Origin of the sequence: Halorussus sp. MSC15.2 (assembly GCF_010747475.1) — an archaeon.
Classification (GTDB): Archaea; Halobacteriota; Halobacteria; order Halobacteriales; family Haladaptataceae; genus Halorussus.
The window spans coordinates 208,767-227,496 of sequence record NZ_VSLZ01000004.1 but is presented as its reverse complement, the minus strand read 5'-3'; the positions used below and the strand labels follow the sequence as shown (position 1 = coordinate 227,496).

At 67.0% G+C, this 18,730-nt stretch carries 12 protein-coding genes and 1 pseudogene; 7 read left to right on the top strand and 6 right to left on the bottom strand.

Annotated features, from left to right (window positions below):
* Window positions 1–31 precede the first annotated feature (31 nt).
* Window positions 32–244 (bottom strand): hypothetical protein, encoded by a 213-nt coding sequence (locus FXF75_RS15985; protein ID WP_163522850.1) that lies wholly within the window; start codon window positions 242–244, stop codon window positions 32–34.
* Between the two features lie 83 nt (window positions 245–327).
* Here FXF75_RS15985 and FXF75_RS15980 point away from each other — a divergent pair, with 83 nt between their 5' ends.
* Complete coding sequence (locus FXF75_RS15980; protein WP_309221842.1) at window positions 328–744, top strand: KTSC domain-containing protein; 417 nt, start codon at window positions 328–330, stop codon at window positions 742–744.
* Between the two features lie 85 nt (window positions 745–829).
* On the opposite strand, the gene rtcA is transcribed toward FXF75_RS15980, so the two are convergent.
* Window positions 830–1,885 carry an RNA 3'-terminal phosphate cyclase gene (gene rtcA, locus FXF75_RS15975; protein WP_240334711.1) on the bottom strand — a complete coding sequence of 352 codons (1,056 nt, stop codon included), beginning with the start codon at window positions 1,883–1,885 and terminating at the stop codon, window positions 830–832.
* A 214-nt stretch (window positions 1,886–2,099) separates the two neighbouring features.
* On the opposite strand from rtcA, the gene FXF75_RS15970 reads away from it, so the two are divergent.
* Entirely contained in the window at window positions 2,100–2,342 is a 243-nt protein-coding gene (locus FXF75_RS15970; protein WP_163522849.1) for a hypothetical protein, read from the top strand.
* A 38-nt stretch (window positions 2,343–2,380) separates the two neighbouring features.
* Here FXF75_RS15970 and hflX read toward each other — a convergent pair whose 3' ends face one another.
* Window positions 2,381–3,676 carry a GTPase HflX gene (gene hflX / locus FXF75_RS15965; RefSeq protein ID WP_163522848.1) on the bottom strand — a complete coding sequence of 432 codons (1,296 nt, stop codon included), beginning with the start codon at window positions 3,674–3,676 and terminating at the stop codon, window positions 2,381–2,383.
* A gap of 412 nt (window positions 3,677–4,088) precedes the next feature.
* Between hflX and FXF75_RS15960 the strand changes: the two are divergent.
* The 3 genes and pseudogenes from FXF75_RS15960 (at window position 4,089) to FXF75_RS15950 (ending at window position 10,069) form a co-directional block, all read left to right on the top strand.
* A pseudogene (locus FXF75_RS15960) lies at window positions 4,089–5,674 on the top strand (acetolactate synthase large subunit).
* 98 nt (window positions 5,675–5,772) lie between these two features.
* Window positions 5,773–9,327: a PAS domain S-box protein gene (locus FXF75_RS15955; RefSeq protein WP_163522847.1), complete on the top strand. Its 3,555-nt coding sequence runs from the start codon at window positions 5,773–5,775 to the stop codon at window positions 9,325–9,327.
* 67 nt (window positions 9,328–9,394) lie between these two features.
* Window positions 9,395–10,069, top strand: a complete 675-nt coding sequence (locus tag FXF75_RS15950) for a halocyanin domain-containing protein (protein ID WP_163522846.1) — start codon at window positions 9,395–9,397, stop codon at window positions 10,067–10,069.
* A 4-nt stretch (window positions 10,070–10,073) separates the two neighbouring features.
* Here FXF75_RS15950 and FXF75_RS15945 read toward each other — a convergent pair whose 3' ends face one another.
* Window positions 10,074–11,477 (bottom strand): NAD-dependent succinate-semialdehyde dehydrogenase, encoded by a 1,404-nt coding sequence (locus FXF75_RS15945; protein ID WP_163522845.1) that lies wholly within the window; start codon window positions 11,475–11,477, stop codon window positions 10,074–10,076.
* 45 nt (window positions 11,478–11,522) lie between these two features.
* Window positions 11,523–12,095: a DUF998 domain-containing protein gene (locus FXF75_RS15940; protein WP_163522844.1), complete on the bottom strand. Its 573-nt coding sequence runs from the start codon at window positions 12,093–12,095 to the stop codon at window positions 11,523–11,525.
* Window positions 12,096–12,576: 481 nt separating this feature from the next.
* On the opposite strand from FXF75_RS15940, the gene FXF75_RS15935 reads away from it, so the two are divergent.
* Together FXF75_RS15935 and FXF75_RS15930 are read left to right on the top strand one after the other, a co-directional pair.
* On the top strand, window positions 12,577–14,682 hold the full coding sequence (locus tag FXF75_RS15935; protein WP_163522843.1) for a BGTF surface domain-containing protein: 2,106 nt from the start codon (window positions 12,577–12,579) through the stop codon (window positions 14,680–14,682).
* Between the two features lie 204 nt (window positions 14,683–14,886).
* On the top strand, window positions 14,887–16,263 hold the full coding sequence (locus FXF75_RS15930; protein WP_163522842.1) for an MmgE/PrpD family protein: 1,377 nt from the start codon (window positions 14,887–14,889) through the stop codon (window positions 16,261–16,263).
* 18 nt (window positions 16,264–16,281) lie between these two features.
* On the opposite strand, the gene FXF75_RS15925 is transcribed toward FXF75_RS15930, so the two are convergent.
* Window positions 16,282–18,699 carry a PQQ-binding-like beta-propeller repeat protein gene (locus tag FXF75_RS15925; RefSeq protein ID WP_163522841.1) on the bottom strand — a complete coding sequence of 806 codons (2,418 nt, stop codon included), beginning with the start codon at window positions 18,697–18,699 and terminating at the stop codon, window positions 16,282–16,284.
* Window positions 18,700–18,730 lie beyond the last annotated feature (31 nt).

The window sequence follows — 18,730 nt, the reverse complement described above, 5'->3', positions numbered from 1 at the left end:
TCGCCGTTTCGTTACCCGGTCGCCCGCGTTCTCATTCTCCGGCGTCTCGCTTGCGCCGCCACTGCTGGCGGCAGTCGTCGCTACAGAAGTGGTAGGTCCGAGCGACCACGTCGCCGACTTCCGAGACGTCCTCGTCGCGGAACATCGGGTGCGGGTCGAACAGGTCGAGGAGGTCGCCGCAGACGACGCAGGCGACGTACTGCGTCTCGGCGTCGCCCTCGTACTCGCCGTAGATTTCGGGCATAGGCTCGGATACGTCGCCGAGGGAAGTAGGTATATCGCCTCGTTCCGTACTTCTGCGCGGACGAAGGACCGACGCATCCTGCAGTGGGTGGCAGTTCGCGGAACGGACTCTCGACCGGCCGATGGCTTGAGTGGCCGGTCGGTCGTACGCCCGCCATGAAGGCCATCACGGTGTCCGGCGAGCGAATCGAGTGCGACCAACTCGACGAGGGCCGCGAAGGTCTCCTCCTCTATCACGGCGAACGGGTCGTCGGCTACGTCCCCTACGAGCGACTGGAGTGCGTCACCGAGACCAGAAGCCCCGTCGCGTCGAGTTCCATCCGGTCCATCGGCTACGACGACGAGGACGAGACGCTCGAAATCGAGTTCCAGAGCGGCGGGGTCTATCGCTACGACGACGTCTCGCGGGAGACGTACGAGTCGTTCCTCGGGGCGCGCTCTCACGGGACGTACTTCCACGAGAACGTCCGCGGTCAGTACGACTACCACCGGATACGGTGACGGCGGCTAGTCGGGACCGGCCGAGCGTAGCGAAGCGCGCGGCTAGTCGGTTCGGGGGAGGCCGCCTCGGACGACCCAGTCCGGGCTACTCCGCTCCCGGAGCGGTCAGCACGGGCGAATCCTGCGAGTCGCCGTCCTCGATTTCGACCGGGAACCCGAACTCGGTGACGAGGTCCGCCCCGGTTCGGACGTGGTCGGACACCTCGGGAATCGCCACTCGCCCGCCCGCTAGCGCGAGGAAGACGACGAGTTGGTCGGCGGTGTGAGCGTCCACCGCGCAGCCTCGGTCGTCCCAGTAGAACGCCAGCGCCGACTCGGCCGCTTCCGAACCCACCTCCTCGGCCGGTTTCCCGCGCTCGCCGAGGGCGTCGAACCCCGCGGTCGTCTCCTCGTAGTCGAGCGCCACCGCGAGCGCCGACCCCGGGGAGTCGGACTCGACCGTCGAGACCGTCCGCTCGGTGACCGACACCTCGTCGTGCAACTCTTCCCGCAGGCGCTCGGCGGCGGTCGTCGCCTGTCGCTCGGCCACCTCCCCCTCCGCGAGGTCGGCCGACGCTTTCGAGTGGACGCGCACGCCTTCGAGCGACCCGCGGTCGGTCAGGTCGAGCGCGGACAGCGAGGAGGGGGCGAGCCACAGGGTCGCCCGACCGCCGCCGACCGGGTAGAACCCGGACCGATGGCAGTCCACCGCCGCGAAGACGCCCGCCCGCCGGACGAGCGGGAGTTTCACCCGCCTGTAGTAGGCCATCGTCGGCGACCACTTCACGTCGGTCCCGCCGGTCGCGGTGACCGAGAGCGGTCGGTCGAGTCGGGGCGCGACCGGCAGGAGCGCGTCGAACAACAGGGCCACGCTCCCTGCGGTTCCGACGTCGATTTCGACTCGCCCGCCGGTAGGCGTCCCCGGCCGGAACTCCAGTTGCTCGGACCCCAGTTCCGCGCCATCGACCGTTGCGTCGCAGACCTCGGCCGCGGCCCTGACCGCCGCGAGGTGCTGGGGCTTGAGACCCGGCGTCGGCCGGTCGCCCCTGACGCTCTCCATCCGAAACGGCCGGTCGGTCACCATCGACAGCGCGAGCGCGGTCCGGAGCAGTTGGCCGCCGCCCGCCGACCCGTCGAGTTCGAGCAGTTCGTCGTCGGTCATCGGTGCCTCGTTCGCGGAAGATACGCCGACCCGCGGCAAAGTCTTTTCTTCGAATGGGCGAGAGAGGGGTCTGATGTCCCAGCGTCCCGTGTTGGCTCTCCCGGGCTATCGTCCCAGTCCGTTCGGTCCGAACGCCGTCCGCGACCTCCCCGATAAATTGCAGTTGTGGGAACTGTTAGGACCGCCGAGCGCGTAACGAGAGGGTGAGAGTATCATGACGAACGAACGCGTCAGAGAGCGTCCGGCCCGACGGCGAGTAGACCGAGTGCGCGAACTGGAGCGACGGACCGAGCGACTCGAAGCCGAAGTCAGGTGGCTCCGCCGAGCGGTCGTCGCGACCGGGAAGCGAACCGGCGCGATGCCGGTCGGGCAGTGTCCGGAGTGCGGGCGCGGGGTCCTCCTGCGCCGCGAGAGCGAACTCGTCTGTTCGGCCTGCGAGTACCGCCGATATCTCTGAAGCGTGGCCGCTGGAAGATGGGCGGGGGATTCACGGTCTCAGCGTACGACTCCGAGCGACTCGGCCTTCGAGCTCGCACGCTCGGCCACGGAATCTGTCGCCGAGAACTCGATTCTCACCTCGTCGTCGCGATACGTCACGTCCGAGACGGACGCGCGGTCGTAGAGCCACGACACGAGGCTCATCGCGTCACCGTCGTTGGGCAGGACGAGTTCGACCTCGCGGCGGTCGGACAGGCACTCGGCGATTCGCTCGCGGAGCGCGCCGAGGTTTCGCCCTTCGGTCGCGCTGACCGGGACGGGGTCCGCGGAGTCGGTTCCGAACTCGTCCGCGACCGCCGCCACGACCGCCTCGCGCTCGGCGAGTTCATCCGCGTCGAGTACGTCGGCCTTGTTCAGGACCGGGAGGAGTTCGCCTTCGGCGTCCGCCAGCAACTCGAAACTGGTTTCGAGCTTTTCGCGGAGTTCCGCGGGCGGGTCGCCGGCGTCGGTGACCAACACCACGCAGTCGGCGGACGCGGTCTCCGAGAGCGTCCCGTGGAACGACGCCACGAGTTCGTGGGGGAGGTCGCTGACGAATCCCACGGTGTCGGTGACCAGCGTCCGGCGACCGTCGATGGTGGCCCGCCGAGTGGTCGTCTCGAGCGTCTCGAACAGTCGGTCCTCGATTTCGGCGGTCGCGTCGAGGTCCGAGTGGTCGGTCCCGCTGGTCTCGTAGTCGAGGTCGTCGGCGAGGCGGTGCAGGAGCGTCGATTTCCCGGCGTTGGTGTACCCCGCCAGCGCCACGAACTCGAACCCCTCCTCCCGGCGTCGCTCGCGCCGGGCCGTCGCCTCGTCGCCGAGCGACGAGAGTTTGCGGTCCAACTCGTCGATGCGGTCCAGCACGTCGTAGTATCGGGTTCCCGACTCGGTGAACTTGTTCATCGCCTGTTCCTCGGTTCGCTCCTTGATGCGGGGTAGAGTCCATGCTAACGTGGCGCGCTCGACCTGTAGTTCCGCGCGCTTGCTCCCGGCTTGCTCCTCGAAGATAGCGAGAACGAGGCGGTGTCTGTCGATGATTTCGGTTCCCTCCGGGCACAGTTCGGCGAGTTCGACAGTCTGGGTCGGCGTGAGGTCGTTGTCGAACACCACGACTCCGGTGCCGGTCTCGGCGACCGTCTCGGCCAACTCCTCGGCCTTGCCGCGACCGAACTGGAGCGAGGAGTCCGGCGGGCGGGTCTGGGTCAGTTCGGCGACGACCTCGTAGCCGGCGCTCTCTGCTAACCGTCGTATCTCCTCGGTGTCCGGACTGTCGTCTGCTGTGCGCTTGGCGATAACTGCGTCCTGAGATTGCATGGGCGATGTAGTGGTCTGGTGGTGGCGTTCGTCCGTCGCTTCCCCGACTGCGCTCGGTACGACGCGCGAGGCGAGACGACCCGCACGTTCGGCCCGGCGTTCGCTCCAATCGAGACCGTACGGCCTCGTAGCGACTGCATCACGGACGGACCGGACGGCGCCCTGCGGAGTCGATGGCGGCGATTACGAACTCGGTGACGCGTGGGCTACCGAATCCCGCGTGACGACTCGGCCGCGGACGTTCGTCCGGTCAGCGGCGAAGGAGAGAGAGCTTCATTCGACTGTCGGCATAGTTATCCGGTATTATTGATAAATATTTGGGTGGGGTGAAACTCGTTCGCACAGATGTAACAGTCGGTAGTCGCGAACTCGGCAACCGAACCTATGGGGACCCACGTCGTACGCCGGACTCATGAACACCGCAGAGGTTCTCGTGGCCGGACTCGAAGCGGAAGGAGTCGAGTACGTGTTCGGCCTCCCGGGCGAGGAGAACGAGGCGACGTTGTTCGCCCTCCGAGATTCGGACATCACCTTCGTCCCGGTGCGTCACGAACAGGGCGCAGCCTTCATGGCCGACGTGTGGGGGCGACTGACCGGCGACGCGGGGGTCTGCCTCTCGACGCTGGGGCCGGGCGCGACCAACCTCCTGACCGGCGTCGCCGACGCCAACCTCGACAAGGCCCCGCTGGTGGCGATTACCGGGCAGGGCGGACTGGAGAGCCTCCACGTCGAGAGCCACCAGACCCTCGACGTGGTGGACATGTTCGCGCCCGTGACCAAGTGGAACGCCCAGATTTCCGACCCCGGAATCGTCCACGAATCCGTCCGGAAGGCGTTCAAGACCGCCGAGTACGAGAAACCCGGCGCGACCCACCTCGAACTCCCCGAGGACGTCGCGTACGAGGACTGCGAGGTCCGGCCGATGGCCGAGCGGAGTCGCGTGCGGCGACCGGAACCCGACGCGCCGTCTCTCGACAGAGTGCGGGACTTGCTGGCCGACGCCGAGCGCCCAATCGTCATCGCGGGCAACGGCGCGGTCCGGACGACGCCAGCGAGGAGTTGCGCAAGTTCGTCCGCGACTACGACCTGCCCGTGGCGGCGACCTACATGGGGAAAGGGGCGGTCTCCGACGACGACGACCACTCCCTGCTCACGCTCGACTCCGGCGACCACGAGGAGGCGTCCGACGCCATCGCCTCGGCCGACCTCGTGCTAACCGTGGGGTACGACATCGCCGAGCACGACCCGGCGGACTGGAACCCGAGCGTCGATACCACCATCGTCCACGTGGACAGCGAACCCGCGGAGGTGTACGAACACTACAACCCGGACGTGGAGGTGGTTTCGGACATCGCTGCCGCGATTCGCGAACTGAGCGCCTGTTGCGAGGAAATCGACGCGGACTTCGAGACCGACTGGTACGACGACCTGCGCGACCACATCGTCGCTGACGTGACCCCGGACCACGAGGCGGGCGACCCCTTCACCGTCGAGACGGTCCTGCCGGTCCTCCGCGACGCGATGGACGCCGAGGACGTGCTGCTCTCGGACGTGGGGAGCCACAAGATGGCCATCGCGCAGAACTTCGTCACCTACGAACCCAACACCTGTATCGTCTCGAACGGTCTCGCGTCGATGGGCATCTCGGTGCCGGGCGGTCTCGCGGCGGACCTCGCGGTCGATTCGAACGTCGTCGCCGCGACGGGCGACGGCGGGTTCCTGATGAACGCCGCCGAAATCGAGACCGCGAACCGAGTCGGGTGCGGGTACACGATTCTGCTCTTCCGCGACGACGAGTACCGACTCATCACCGAGGAGCAGGTCGAACACCGCGGGGAACACTTCGGCACGGAACTGGGGAATCCGGACTTCCAGACGTTCGCCGAGAGCTTCGGCATCGAGGCGTACCGCCCGGACGACTGGCAGGAGTTAGCGGACGCGCTCGCGGCGGCGATTCCGAGCGACGAGATGTCGCTCGTTGAGGTCGTGTTAGGGTAGCGAACGTTCGACCAGCCGACGGGGCGGGCGACGGAGACCGGGAAGCGTTCCGGGCCGAGACAACGGACTCATTACGGTGCGTAGTCCACTGTTGAACCGTGCAGTCCCCGGGCTACTCGCGCAGTCTCACGCCGCAGTCACAGGTTCTCTACGTCGGTGACGGCAGTCACGCCGCCGTGCGAGCGATTGCGGCCCTCCGGGAACAGACGACGTTCGAAGTAAGCACGGTGACGACCGCGACCGCGGTACTCGACCACCTCGAAGGGGGGACGGTGTCGTGCATCGTCTGTGCGACTCCGCTCGCCGACATGGACGTTCTCACGCTACTCGACGGTGTCCGAGACGTTTCGCCGGACGTCCCCTTCGTCATCGTGAGCGAAACCGACGACCCCGACGTAGCGTCGGCGGTGCTTGCGTACGAGAACACAGATTTCGTCCGCTGGGACGGGGAGTCGTATCGACCTCGTCAACTCGCCCGGCGCGTCGAGAACGCCGTCGACCGCTACCGAGCGAATCGGACGGCGAACCGGACGACCGCCTACTTCGACGCGCTGGTCAATCAGGCACCGGACGCGGTTCTCACCATCGACGCCGCCAACAGAATCGTCTTCGCAAATCCCGCGGTCGAATCGGTGTTCGGGTACGCGCCCGGGGAACTCGTCGGCGAACCGCTGACGATGCTCGTCCCCGAACACCTCCGCCAGTCCCACATCGACGCCTTCCGACGCTATCAGGGGACCGGCGAGCGGACCATCGACTGGGACTACGTCGAACTGCCCGGGCGTCACCGCGAGGGCCACGAGGTCCCGCTGGCGCTCTCGTTCCGGGAGGTGACCTACGACGGTCGGCGGTTGTACTCCGCCATCGTCCGCGACGTGACCGAGCGCAAGCGCGCCGAGGACGAGCGCCGCCTCCTCCACGCGACGACTCGCTCGGTCGCGGCGGCCGATACGTTCCTCGACGGTCTCGAAGCGACGATTGCGGAGGTGTGCGACGCGACGGAGTGGGCGTACGGCGAGGCGTGGGTCCCCTCGAAGGACCGGACCCACCTCGAACGAACCGACGCGGCCTACGCCGTCTCGGCCGCCTACGAACCGTTCAAGCGAGTCTCGAAACGGACCTCGTTCGCCGCGGGAGAGGGTCTCCCGGGTCGCGTCTGGGAGCGCAGCGACCCCGTCTGGATGGCGAACGTGGCCGCACTCACTCCCGACGTGTTCCCCCGAACCAACGAGGCCGAGGACGTCGGGTTGAAGGCGGCGCTCGGCGTGCCCGTCCTCGACGGTGACGACATCGTCGCCGTCCTCGCGTTCTACATGCCCGAAGCCAAACCGACCGACGACCGACTCGTCGATATCGTCACCACGGTCGCGACGGAACTCGGCGAACTGATGGTCCGAAAGCGAGCGGAAGACCAACTCAAGCGCGAGAAGGAGTTCACCGAGGGCGCGCTCAACGCGCTCCCGGATATCTTCTTCACGCTCGGTCTCGACGGTCGGATAGTACGCTGGAACGACGAGGCGAACGCGGTGACGGGGTACGGCGACGACGAACTCGACGGTCTGGCCCCGACCGAACTGTTCTCGGACGACGGGGCCGAGCGCATCACCGACGCCATCGAACGCATCTACGACAGCGGTTCGGCGCGGGTCGAGGCCGACCTCCGGACCAGAGACGGTCGCGAAATCGCCTACGAGTTCACCGGCGCGCTACTGCGGGACGACGAGGGCGACCCGCTCGGCATCGCCGGTATCGGTCGGGACGTGACCGACCGGAAACGCCGGGAGACCCAACTCGAAGCGTCGCGGGAGAAGTACCGCAAACTGGTCGAGACGGCACCCGACGCGGTCTTCCTCGTGGACGCGGAGACCGGGACGATTATCGACACGAACGACGCCGCCGAGCAACTCCTCGGCAAGCGCCGCGAGGACATCGTGGGGATGCACCAGACGGCCCTCCACCCGCCTGAGGAGACCGACCGCTACCGACGACTTTTCGAAGCACACGTCGAATCGGGCGGCGTGATTCGGGAGTACGAGGACTACTACGTCGTCCGCGACGACGGCACGGAGGTACCGGTCGAGATAAGCGCCAGCATCGCGGAGATAGACGGCCGGACGATAAATCAGGCGGTGTTCCGGGACATCACCGACCGGAAGCAGTACGAGGAGACGCTGGCAGGACTTCGGGCGGTCACCCGCGACCTCATGGCCGCGGAGACCAAGACCGATATCTGCGACGTCGCGGTCTCGACGGTGCGCGACATCCTCGACCTGCACGTCTGCGGCGTCCACCTCCTCGACGCCGACGAGCGGGTGCTTCGCCCCGCCGAGACGACGGCCGAGGCCGAGGAACTGTTCGACGGCGTTCCGAGTTTCGCGGAGGGTGAAGGACTCGCGTGGCGCGTCTACGGGTCCCAGACGCCCGAACGCTACGACGCGCTCCCCGAGCGCGACGACGTTTACAACGCCGACACGCCGGTGCGAACCGAGATGATTCTCCCGCTGGGCGAACACGGCGTCCTCACGGCGGGTTCGACCGCGACCGAGGAGATACCCGAGGCGAAGTTCGACCTCGCCAAGATACTGGCGGCGAACACCGAGGCCGCTCTCGACAGGGCCGACCGCGAACGGACCATCGAACGCCAGCGCGACCAATTACAGGCGGAACTCGACGAGGTGTTCGAGCGCATCGACGACGGGTTCTTCGCGCTCGATGCGGAGTGGCGGTTCACGTACGTCAACGAACAGGCCGAACGACTGCTCGGCGCGGACCGGTCGGCCCTGTTCGACGGCACCGTCTGGGAGGTCCTCCCCGAGATTCGGGAGACGGAAGCCTACGACGCGTTCCACCGGGCGGTCGAGACCCAGAACAACGTCTCCCACGAGGAGTACGTCGCGGCGCTCGACGCGTGGTTCGAGTATCACGCGTACCCCTCCGAGAGCGGACTGTCGGTATACGTGAGGGACGTCTCCGACCGGAAACGCCGGGAACAGCGACTCGAACGGCAGAACGAGCGCCTCGAATCGTTCGCGAGCATGCTCGCCCACGAACTCCGCAACCCCCTCTCCATCGCCCAGATTTACCTCCCGACGGACGGGGACGAGGACGAGACGGCGCTCGAACGGGTCGCCGATGCACTCGACCGGATGGAGGACATGATAGATATCCTGTTGGTGATGACCCGCGGGGTCGAGGCGTCCATCGACCCGGAACTCGTCTCTCTGCGCGAGACCGCGAACGAGGCGTGGGCGGACGTCGCCTCCGAGGGCGGCAGACTCGACGTGGAGACTGACGTTCAGGTCGAGGTCGAACGCCACCACCTCCGACACCTGCTCCAGAACTTGCTCCAAAATGCAGTGGAACACGGTTCGGAGGACGATTCGGCGGCGGACGACGGCGTGACGATTCGAATCGGCGCTCTGGAGGACGGGTTCTACGTCGAGGACGACGGGGACGGAATCCCGGAGGCCGACAGGGAGCGAGTGTTCGAGGCCGGGTACACGACCGACGACGTCGGAATCGGTCTCGGACTGACGTTCATCACGCAACTGGCCGAGATTTACGGCTGGGAGCGTACCCTGACCGAGAGCGACGAGGGTGGCGCTCGGTTCGAGTTCTCGAACGTGACCGTCGTCCCGGCCGCGGACTCGTAGTCCCGTTTTCACTCCTTGGGAACCAGAGGGGGTTTATATCGTCCTCTCCGCGCAACCTCCAATTACGATGAACTCCGATACTTCCCGCTCGAATGGCGCAGTGGACCGACGAACGTTCCTGAAGGGCGCGGCGGGCGTCGCGGGCGTGACGGCCGCGGGTGTCGGCGCGAGCGCGCCCGCGGCGGCCCAGTCGTCCTTCGACGGGTGGTTCGAGAACGTGTCGAACTACGACGGCGTGGTGGACGAGACCGGGAAATCCGAAGTGACGGTCGAGGTGGGCGCGAAAGGGAACGACGGTTCCTTCGCGTTCGGCCCGGCCGCCGTCCGGGTGGACCCCGGCACGAAGGTCGTCTGGAAGTGGACCGGCAACGGCGGCAGCCACAACGTGGTGGCTGAGGACGGGTCGTTCGAGAGCAAGATGACCGATAAACAGGGTCACACCTTCAGCCAGACGTTCGACTCGAAAGGCGTCGTCAAGTACGCCTGCGTGCCCCACAAAGCCATGGGCATGAAGGGCGCTGTCGTCGTCGGAGACGTGGAGGTCAGCGGGTCCTCCTCGTCGGGCGGCGGGTCCAGTGCGAACGGTTCGAGCGAACCCGGCGCTACCGGCGGGGCGGGCGCACCTTCGGGGTCCGGCGGGTCGGGCCTCTCGGACACCCTCACGCTCGGATTCGGCGGGGCGCTGGTCGTCGGCCTGCTCGGTCTCCCGCTGGCCGAGATACGGAGTCGGCGACGGGAGTAGTCCGCTACTCTATCGTCACGTCCACGTCTTCCTCGTTCCCGTCGGCGTCCTGCACCCACACCGTCTTCTTGTTCACGAACTCCTCGATGCCGTGGACGGCCAACTCGCGACCGTAGCCCGAGTCCTTCACGCCGCCGAAGGGGACTCTGGGGTCGGACTTCACGAGTTCGTTGACGAAGGTCATCCCGGCGTCGATGCGGTGGGCGACGTCCTCCCCCCTATCCAAGTCCCGCGTCCATATCGACGCGCCGAGTCCGAGGTGGTGGTCGTTGGCGACTTCGACGGCCTCCTGTTCGTCTTCGACTTCGAAGACGGCCGCGGCGGGACCGAACACCTCCTCGGTGGCCGCCACCGAGTCGCGGGGCACGTCGGTCAGCACGGTCGGCGGGTAGTAGAACCCGTCTCTGTCGAGCGGTTCGCCCCCGAGTTCGAGGGTCGCACCCTCCTCGACCGTCTGCTGGACCTGCTCGTGGACGCCCTCCAGCAGGTCCTCGCGGGCCTGCGGACCGATGTCGGTGTCCTCGTCGGTCGGGTCGCCCACGGTCACGTCGTCCATCGCCGAGACGAACCTGTCGAGGAACTCGTCGTAGACGTCGGTGTGGACGACGAACCGCTTGGCGGCGATACAGGACTGTCCCGCGTTGAGGGTTCGGGCCTGTGCCCCGGTCTCCGCCGCAGCGTCGAGGTCCGCGTCGTCCAGCACGACGAAGGGGTCCGACCCGCCGAGTTCGAGGACGCTCTTCTTCAGGTTCTCGCCCGCGGTCTTGGCCACAGCACGCCCAGCGCGGGCGCTCCCCGTGAGCGTGACCGCCTGCACGCGGTCGTCCTCGATGACTCGTTCGGCCTCGTCGGAGTGGACGACGAGCGACTGGAAGACGCCCTCCGGGTAGCCCGCCTCCTCGAAGACTTCCTGAATCGCCTGCGCGCACCCCGGGACGTTCGAGGCGTGTTTCAGCAGGCCGACGTTGCCCGCGGTGAGGTGCGGGGCCGCGAAGCGGAACACCTGCCAGAACGGGAAGTTCCACGGCATGACCGCCAGAATCGGACCGAGCGGTTCGTAGGACACGGAGGTCTCGGCGTGGGCGGGGCCGGGTCGGCGCTCGGTCTGGAGGTGTTCGGCCGCGTTCTCGGCGTAGTAGTCGCAGACCCACGCGCACTTCTCGACCTCCGAGACGGCCGCCGAGACCGGTTTCCCCATCTCCTTCGTCATCAGTTCGGCGTACTCCTGCTCGTTCTCGCGGAGGACGTCTCCGGCGTTCGCGAGCAACTGCTGGCGCTTCGTGATGGGAACGTCCTTCCACGCCGCGAAGGTCTCCGTGGCGGTATCGAGGGCGGCGTCTACCTCCGCCTCGGAGTCGTCGGGTATCGGTTCGAGCGACTCCCCGGTCGCGGGATTAGTGCGGTCCATGACGGACGAAGTACGTCCGCCAACAGGTTGTAGCTTCGGGCGAGTTCACTCCTCGGTGAGACCCCACGCGAGACCTATCCACGCGACGAAAATCGCGGCCCCGACCGTCTCCGGGACCGCGAGTCCCGGTCCGATTCGCAGGCCCGCGGCCCACACGACCCACGACGTGAGGTGGGCGACTCCGAGCCAGATAGCCGCGAGTCCCGTGTTCGTCGCCCCGTCGCGGACTCGCCCCGACCTGTAGAGGAACAGGCCGTAGGTCACGAAGAGATACAGCGAGATGGCCGCCGGGAAGTGGTTGGCGTGGCCGTCGGGGAACACGCCGACGAGACCCATCGAGACGGCCGCGAGACCGAACGCCGCGACTCCGGCCCGAGTCAGGTGCCGTCGGGCACCGAGACCGACTCGCGCGACGAAGGGGAGCGCCAGTAGCGCCCCGAGGACCAACCCGCCGTTGAAAATCGCCGCGGTCGGTGCGCCGGGCCGTCCGAGGTCCGAGAGCGCGCTCGACGCCCAAGAGAACGACGGCGAGACGAGCGTGGCGACCAGAATCGCACCGAGCGTGACGAGCGGTGCGGCGACTCCGCACCCCCGCGAGAGCGTATCGAAACGTGTCACGTCACCGGGTTCGAAGCAACGATATATAAAATGTCTTGGAGTTCGCCGCCGGCGTGGACTCTGGTGTAGTGTCGACGGTTTTCGACGCCGTTAGTTACTGCTTAACCCGCAGTTGTACGTACTGGACTGCAACCGCCGCAACGCTGCGATAGCAACCGTGTCGCGTCGTCGGACAGTCGATACTGCCGAGCCAATTAGGCCCTAACAGCACATCACAGCCTGAAATCCCGGGGTCTTCACACTACCTCGTCCCTCCTCGGCAGGTGGACGCTTCGGCGCATTTCGAGACGACGACAGTTCGGCGTCTCCGGGGGAGGAGGCGTACCGCGACCCGGTTCGATTGTCGGGAGTTCGCCGGGCTAGGCAGTCTTTGTTCGGACCCAAAGCCGACCCTACCGTCACAAGATACTTATCGGATTTCGCCGAATTCCCCACGAGACCCGCACGACGGTCGAGTCTGCGGGGGGGAGATGGGGAACTCATGACACGAACACGTACGAGTGTATTACTGATAGCACTGCTCGTCGTCAGCGCGGCGACGGCGGGCGTGACCGGAGCGGCGATGACCAGTACGGAGAGTACGTCTCAGGCCCAAGACCCGGGTCTGGACGAGGTGCCGGCCGACTCGGGCGAGGTGTTCTGGCAGGGGCAGTTCCTGCGGTTCACCGCCGGTGACGGGAACGCGAGCGAAGTCTGGGCGATACGCCGGGTCCAGAACGGGCAGGTCGGCGGACTCGCCACTGAAGTGTTGCTCGGGGGTAACGGGACGGCGGTGTTCGCCACGAGCAACCTCGACGGCCGGTACGTCGTCGTCGACGAGAACGGGCAACCGGTCGTCATCCGGGACGGCAACGTCGTGGGCGTGGGCAGCGTCGGCGAGGCGAGTTTCGAAATCGCCCAGCAGTCGCTCAACGCGACCTTCGGCGACACGGTGGTCCAGAACGACGACAGTCCCGAGTCACAGACCGACCTCCGAATCCAGTCGAACCGAGCGGGATACGGTCTCACTCTCCTCTCGGAGCAACTGAGCGCGTCCCAGTTGGCGGACGTGTTCCAGTCTGTCGAGGTCCGTGACGGCAGCGCGGTCGTCACTCGTAACATAAGCAATGAGGCCGTGCTCGACGCCAACTTCACCGGCGTCGAACCCGGGACGTACAACATCACGTTGGTAACCGCCGACGGAACGGCGCGCGTCGAAACCGCGATAACCGTGGTCGAACCCGCCGACGGAACCGCGTCCCTGTCGAACCGGACCGTCACCGAACAGCGCGGTGACGTGGCCCGGTTCAACGTCACGTTCGACGGGACCGACCGAGCGACGGTGACGATAGGCTCTCGGCAGGTCGGCTACCTCTCGCGGTTCACGGTCGTCGACGCGAACGGCGACGGCACCGCGACCGTGGCTCTCGACACCTTCCGGGCCGGTATCGCGCCCAACGGGACCGGGGTCTCGGTCGTCGGCGAGGACGAGTTGACCGACTTCCAGATGGTGACCGACCCGATTCCCGGCCGACTTGACGCCGCGACGTACCCGGTCGAGGTGTTCGTCGGAGCGACGCGGAGCGACGTGGGGTCGATACGGCTGACCGAACGCTCGACGCAGGGCATTCAGGTCTGGACCGCGCCCGACCGCGCGAACGTCCGGTCCGTGGCCCAACTGACCGAGGTCGCCACGCAGAACCAGACCGTGGCGAATCAGGACTGGGCCATCGTGCGGGTGCAGGCGTCCGGCCTGTACAGTTACGTCCAGAACATCTCGGACCTCAACAACGAGACGACGGGGCTATCGATGAACCTGACCCGCGTCAGTGAGATAAACCAACCGGCTCAGGAGGTCCCGCTCGACGAGGCCAGACTCATCGTGGACGAGTCGGGCAACCAGTTCTTCCTGCTCGTTGACTCGAACACGCTGGAACCCAACAGGACCTACCGAGCGAACTTCACGATTTCGGCGGCGAACCCCTACGTCTCGGCCGGGAACCAGACCTCGCTCGTGGCGAACTTCACGGTCGTCGAGCGCGACATCTCGTTCGACCGGCCCATCGAAGTTCCCTCGGCGAGCGGTGCGACCATCTCGGGCACCAGCACCGCCGCGCCGGGCACGGAACTGACCGTCGAGGTCGCCAACACCGACCAGAACCCGTTCCTCAAGCGCCAGACCGTGACTATCTCCGAGGACGGAACGTGGGAGGCGACGTTCGACTTCTCGGACGTGCCGCCGGGTACCAACTTCACTGTCTCGACGAACGACCCCGAGTCCAACGCGACCGGCGTCGTCGTCAGCGGCGGTGCGGCCGAGGCACAGGCCACTACGACGACCACCACCGCGGCCGAGGAAGAGACGACTCCGGTCGGTGAGGAGACGACGGAGGCCGCCGGCGAAGGCGGCGACGAGACCACGACCGAGACCGGTGGTGCGACGGACGCGGAGACCGAGACGCCCGCGGCCGAGGGCGACACGACTACGACGACCGAGGAGACGACGGTCGAGGCGAGCGCTCCCGCGCCCGGGTTCGGGCCGGTGTCGGCGCTGGCCGGACTCGTCGCCCTGCTCGCGGGCGGTGCGTTCGTGGCCCGGCGACGCTGACGCATCGCCGTCGGCCAGACGCACCGCTTTCGGCCCGACGCATCGCCATCACACTGACGCACCAGTTCCGGCACGAAGCACCGATTTCGGTACCACGCCCTGCCGCCGACCGAACTATCAGCCACGCGTAATCCGACCTTACTACCGATAGGTTCGACTGAACGCACGGTCCGTTTTTTGCCGGGGTGCGACGCACCCTCGCCTATGACAACGACTGACGCCATCGCCGACTTCGCGCTCGGTCTCGACTTCGAGGACCTGAGCGACGACACCGTAGACGAACTCCAGAAGCGCGTCCTCGACTCCATCGGCATCGCGGTCGCCGCGATGGAGGAGGAACCGGTCGGCGTCGTCGGCGACACCGTCGCCGAGTTCGGCGGCGAGGGCTGTTCGCTCTGGGGCGGCGGTTCGTCAGGGGGCGACTCCACCCCGGACGCCACGACCGCGTCGCCGCCGGACGCGACGATGTACAACACCGCTCTCGTGCGCTACCTCGACTACATGGACTCGTTTCTCGCGCCGGGCGAGACGCCCCATCCGAGCGACAACATCGCCGGTATCGTGGCCTGCGGGGAGTACGCCGACGCGTCGGGCGAGGACCTGATTACCGCTATCGGGGTGGCGTACGAAGTGCAGGCCGCGCTGGCGTGGAACGCGCCGGTCCGCGAACGCGGGTGGGACCACGTCACCCACACCGTGATTTCCGCTGCTACCGGGGCGGGCAAGATACTCGGACTGGACCGCGAACAGTTGCGCTCGGCCATCGGCATCGCTGGCACCGCACACAACGCGCTCCGCGTGACCCGAACCGAGGGTATCTCCGAGTGGAAGGGCATCGCGTCGGCCAACGCCGCCCGAAACGCGGTCTACGCCGCGTTCCTCGCCAAGAACGGGATGGGCGGCCCCAAGAACCTCTTCGAGGGCCAGAAGGGGTGGAAGCAGACGGTCTCCGGCGAGTTCGAGGCCGAGTTCACGCCCGCCGAGCGCGTCCACGACGTGATGACGAAGAAGTACGTCGCCGAGACGTACGCCCAGTCGGCGGTCGAGGGCGTTGTCGAACTCGCCGAGCGCGAGGACATCGACCACGAGGACGTCGAGAAGATACGCCTCGACACCTTCGCCGGAGCGAAACTCATCATCGGCGGCGGCGAGGGGAGTCGCTACGAGGTCGAGACGAAAGCGGAGGCCGACCACTCGCTGCCGTACATGCTCGCTGCCGCGCTCGTGGACCGCGAGATGACCAACGACCAGTACGACCCCGAGCGCATCCGCCGCGACGACGTGCAGGAACTCCTCCGAAAGGTGGAGGTCTCGGAGGACCCCGAACTCACGACCCGGTTCGAGAACGGCGAGATGCCCGCGGTCGTGGCGGTCGAGATGGCGGACGGCACGACCTACCTCGTCGAGAAAGACCAGTTCGAGGGCCACCCCAACGACCCGATGTCGTGGGAACAGATACGCCGGAAGTTCCACGAGACAGCGGGAGAGCGATACGACGAGGCGAAGCGCGAGCAGATAATCGAGGCGGTGACGGAGTTGGAGGACCGCGACGTCGCGGACTTGGTGGAACTCCTGGACTGAGCGACCCGTCGAGACGGACTACTCGTCGCCGCCAGTCAGGAGACTCGTCGCGGCCTTCCCGACTCCGCCGAGGACGGCGAGGCCGCCAACGACGTGTTCCGCGCCGAGTCGAGTGAACGCGCCACCGGACAGTCCCGACTCGCCGGTCGGTTTCTCCGCGCCGGGTGTCGTCGCGTCCGTCGATTGCCCTCCTGTTCGGGGGGAGTTCGTCGTCGCTCCCGCTCGGCCGTCAGCAGCCGTTTCGGTGGTCTTCGTTTCGTCGCGGGCCGTGCCGGTGGTCGTGCTTTCGCTGGTCGTCGGCCGGTCCGTAGTCGTTTCGCTGGTCGCGGTCTCTGTGGGCGTCTCCGTCGTCGTGGTCGCGGTTTCAGAGGTCGTGGTCTCTGCGGTCGTCGTTTCGTCGGTGGCTCTCCCGGTGCCGCCGGTGTTTCCACCAGTGCCGCCGGTCTCGCCTCCGCCGGTCGAACTTCCCGACTTATCGGTCCGTTCGGTCGTCTCTGATGACATCGCCTCCTCGGTGGTATTGGTCCTCCCGTTTGTCGTCGTCGCCTCCTCGTCGGTAGTCGTCGGAGTTCCCTCTGTCGTGGTGGACTCCGCAGTCGTTTGCGTTTCGCTATCGCCGGGGGCAGTGGTCGTCTTGGCGTCTTCGTCGCCGGAGTCGGGGACCACTACCTCTCGGGACTGTCGCGCCGCGATGCTGTCGCCGTCGGCGGCGTCGGCACCGACCAGCGTCACCTCGTACGTCCCGTCGCTCGGGAGGGTAATCGGGACCGAGGTGTAGCTCCGACCCGAGACCCGGAATCGGCTGTCGGCGGTCGCCTCCCCGTCAGAGAAGTTCCCCATCACCATCTCGACGATGCCCTCCTCCTCGGTCTCGAAGTCCACCCGGCAGTGTTTCAAGATGCGGTCCGATTCGAACGAGACGACGACCCTCCGACCACCGACGGTCCTCACTCGGAAGTTCTCGATGGCTTCGGTCATCTCCTGTATTCGAATCGTCCGAGTCACGGTGTCGGTCGCGCCGTCGTCGTCTGTCACTGTCAGGTCCACCTCGTACTCGCCGGTCTCACCGTAGCTGTGAGTGACCCGCTGACCCGATTCGTCCGGCGGCCCGGAGCCGAAGTTCCACGCGTACTCCTCGACCGCCCCGTCGGGGTCGTTCGACCGCGACCCGTCGAACACGATTGGCTCGGCCACGTTCGGAACGTCGGGCGAGTGGTCGAACCGAGCGTCGGGCGAACGGTTGTCGGTCTCGGCTATCGCGTAGACGCACCCGTCGTCCGACCCGACGTAGACCGTCCCATCGACGACCGCCGGCGACGAGCGAATCCACGTTCCGACGGCGATTCGGCCGACCTCCTCGCCGGACCCGGCGTCGAGCGCGTAGAGAACGCCGTCTCCGCTGCCGACGTAGACCACCCCGTCGGCGACGGCCGGCGACGAGAGAACCTCGCCCCCGGTCCGGTAGGTCCACCGTATCGTCCCGTCCGTGGCGTCCAGCGCGTACACGTTTTCGTCGTAGCTGCCGACGTAGACGGTCCCGTCGGCGACCGCTGGCGACGAATCCACGGGACCGTCGGTGTCGGTTCGCCACCTGACCGACCCGTCTGCCGCGGAGAGCGCGACGACCTGCCCGTCGCCTCGGCCGACGTAGACCGCGTCTCCGGCGACCGCCGGCGACGAGGTCCCGCCGTAGCGAGCGTCTTGCGGCTCCCCGGCGCGTTCGACCCAACGCCGCTCCCCGGTAGCCGCGTCGAGTGCCAGAATCTCCCGGCCGTTGATGCTCGCGGCGTAGACGGTGTCGCCCACGACGGCGGGCGTCGACCGGACGCCTCTCGGCACCCAGCGCGCCAGCCACCGCTCTTCGCCCGTCTCGGCGTCGATGCCGTTCACGCTACCGCCGGAGTTGCCGACGTAGACTGTCCCGTCCGCCACGGTCGGCCCGTGAACGTAGTAGTCGGTGTGCATCGGGCCGATGGAGTAGCGCCACCTCTCGTCGCCGGTCTCCGCGTCGAGCGCGACGACGCTTCCCCCGTTCTGACTCGGGACGAACACCGTCCCGTCTGCGACGGCGGGCGAGCCGTATCCCACGCTCTTCCCGGTATCGAAGCGCCACAATTCGTCGCCGGTCGTGGCGTCGACGGCGTAGGCACGGCCGTCGTCGCTTCCGACGAAGACGGTCCCGTCGGCGACGGCGGGCGAGGACCAGACCTCCCCGCCGGTTTCGAGCGTCCACCTCAACGAGAGGTCGCCGGTCGGACCCGGTTGGGCGGTCGCGGACGAATTCCGAGTATCGCCGCCGAACATCGACCAGCGACCGTCCGGCGACGAGGGGGACTGCGCCGAAGCGACTCCGGTTCGTCCGAGGACGAACGAGCCACCGGCGACTCCGAGAAACGCTCGGCGGGTGACTCCCGCCGAACTGCTCGGTCCTGTCATACAGCCGAGAGGGATTTGTAACTACTTTGTT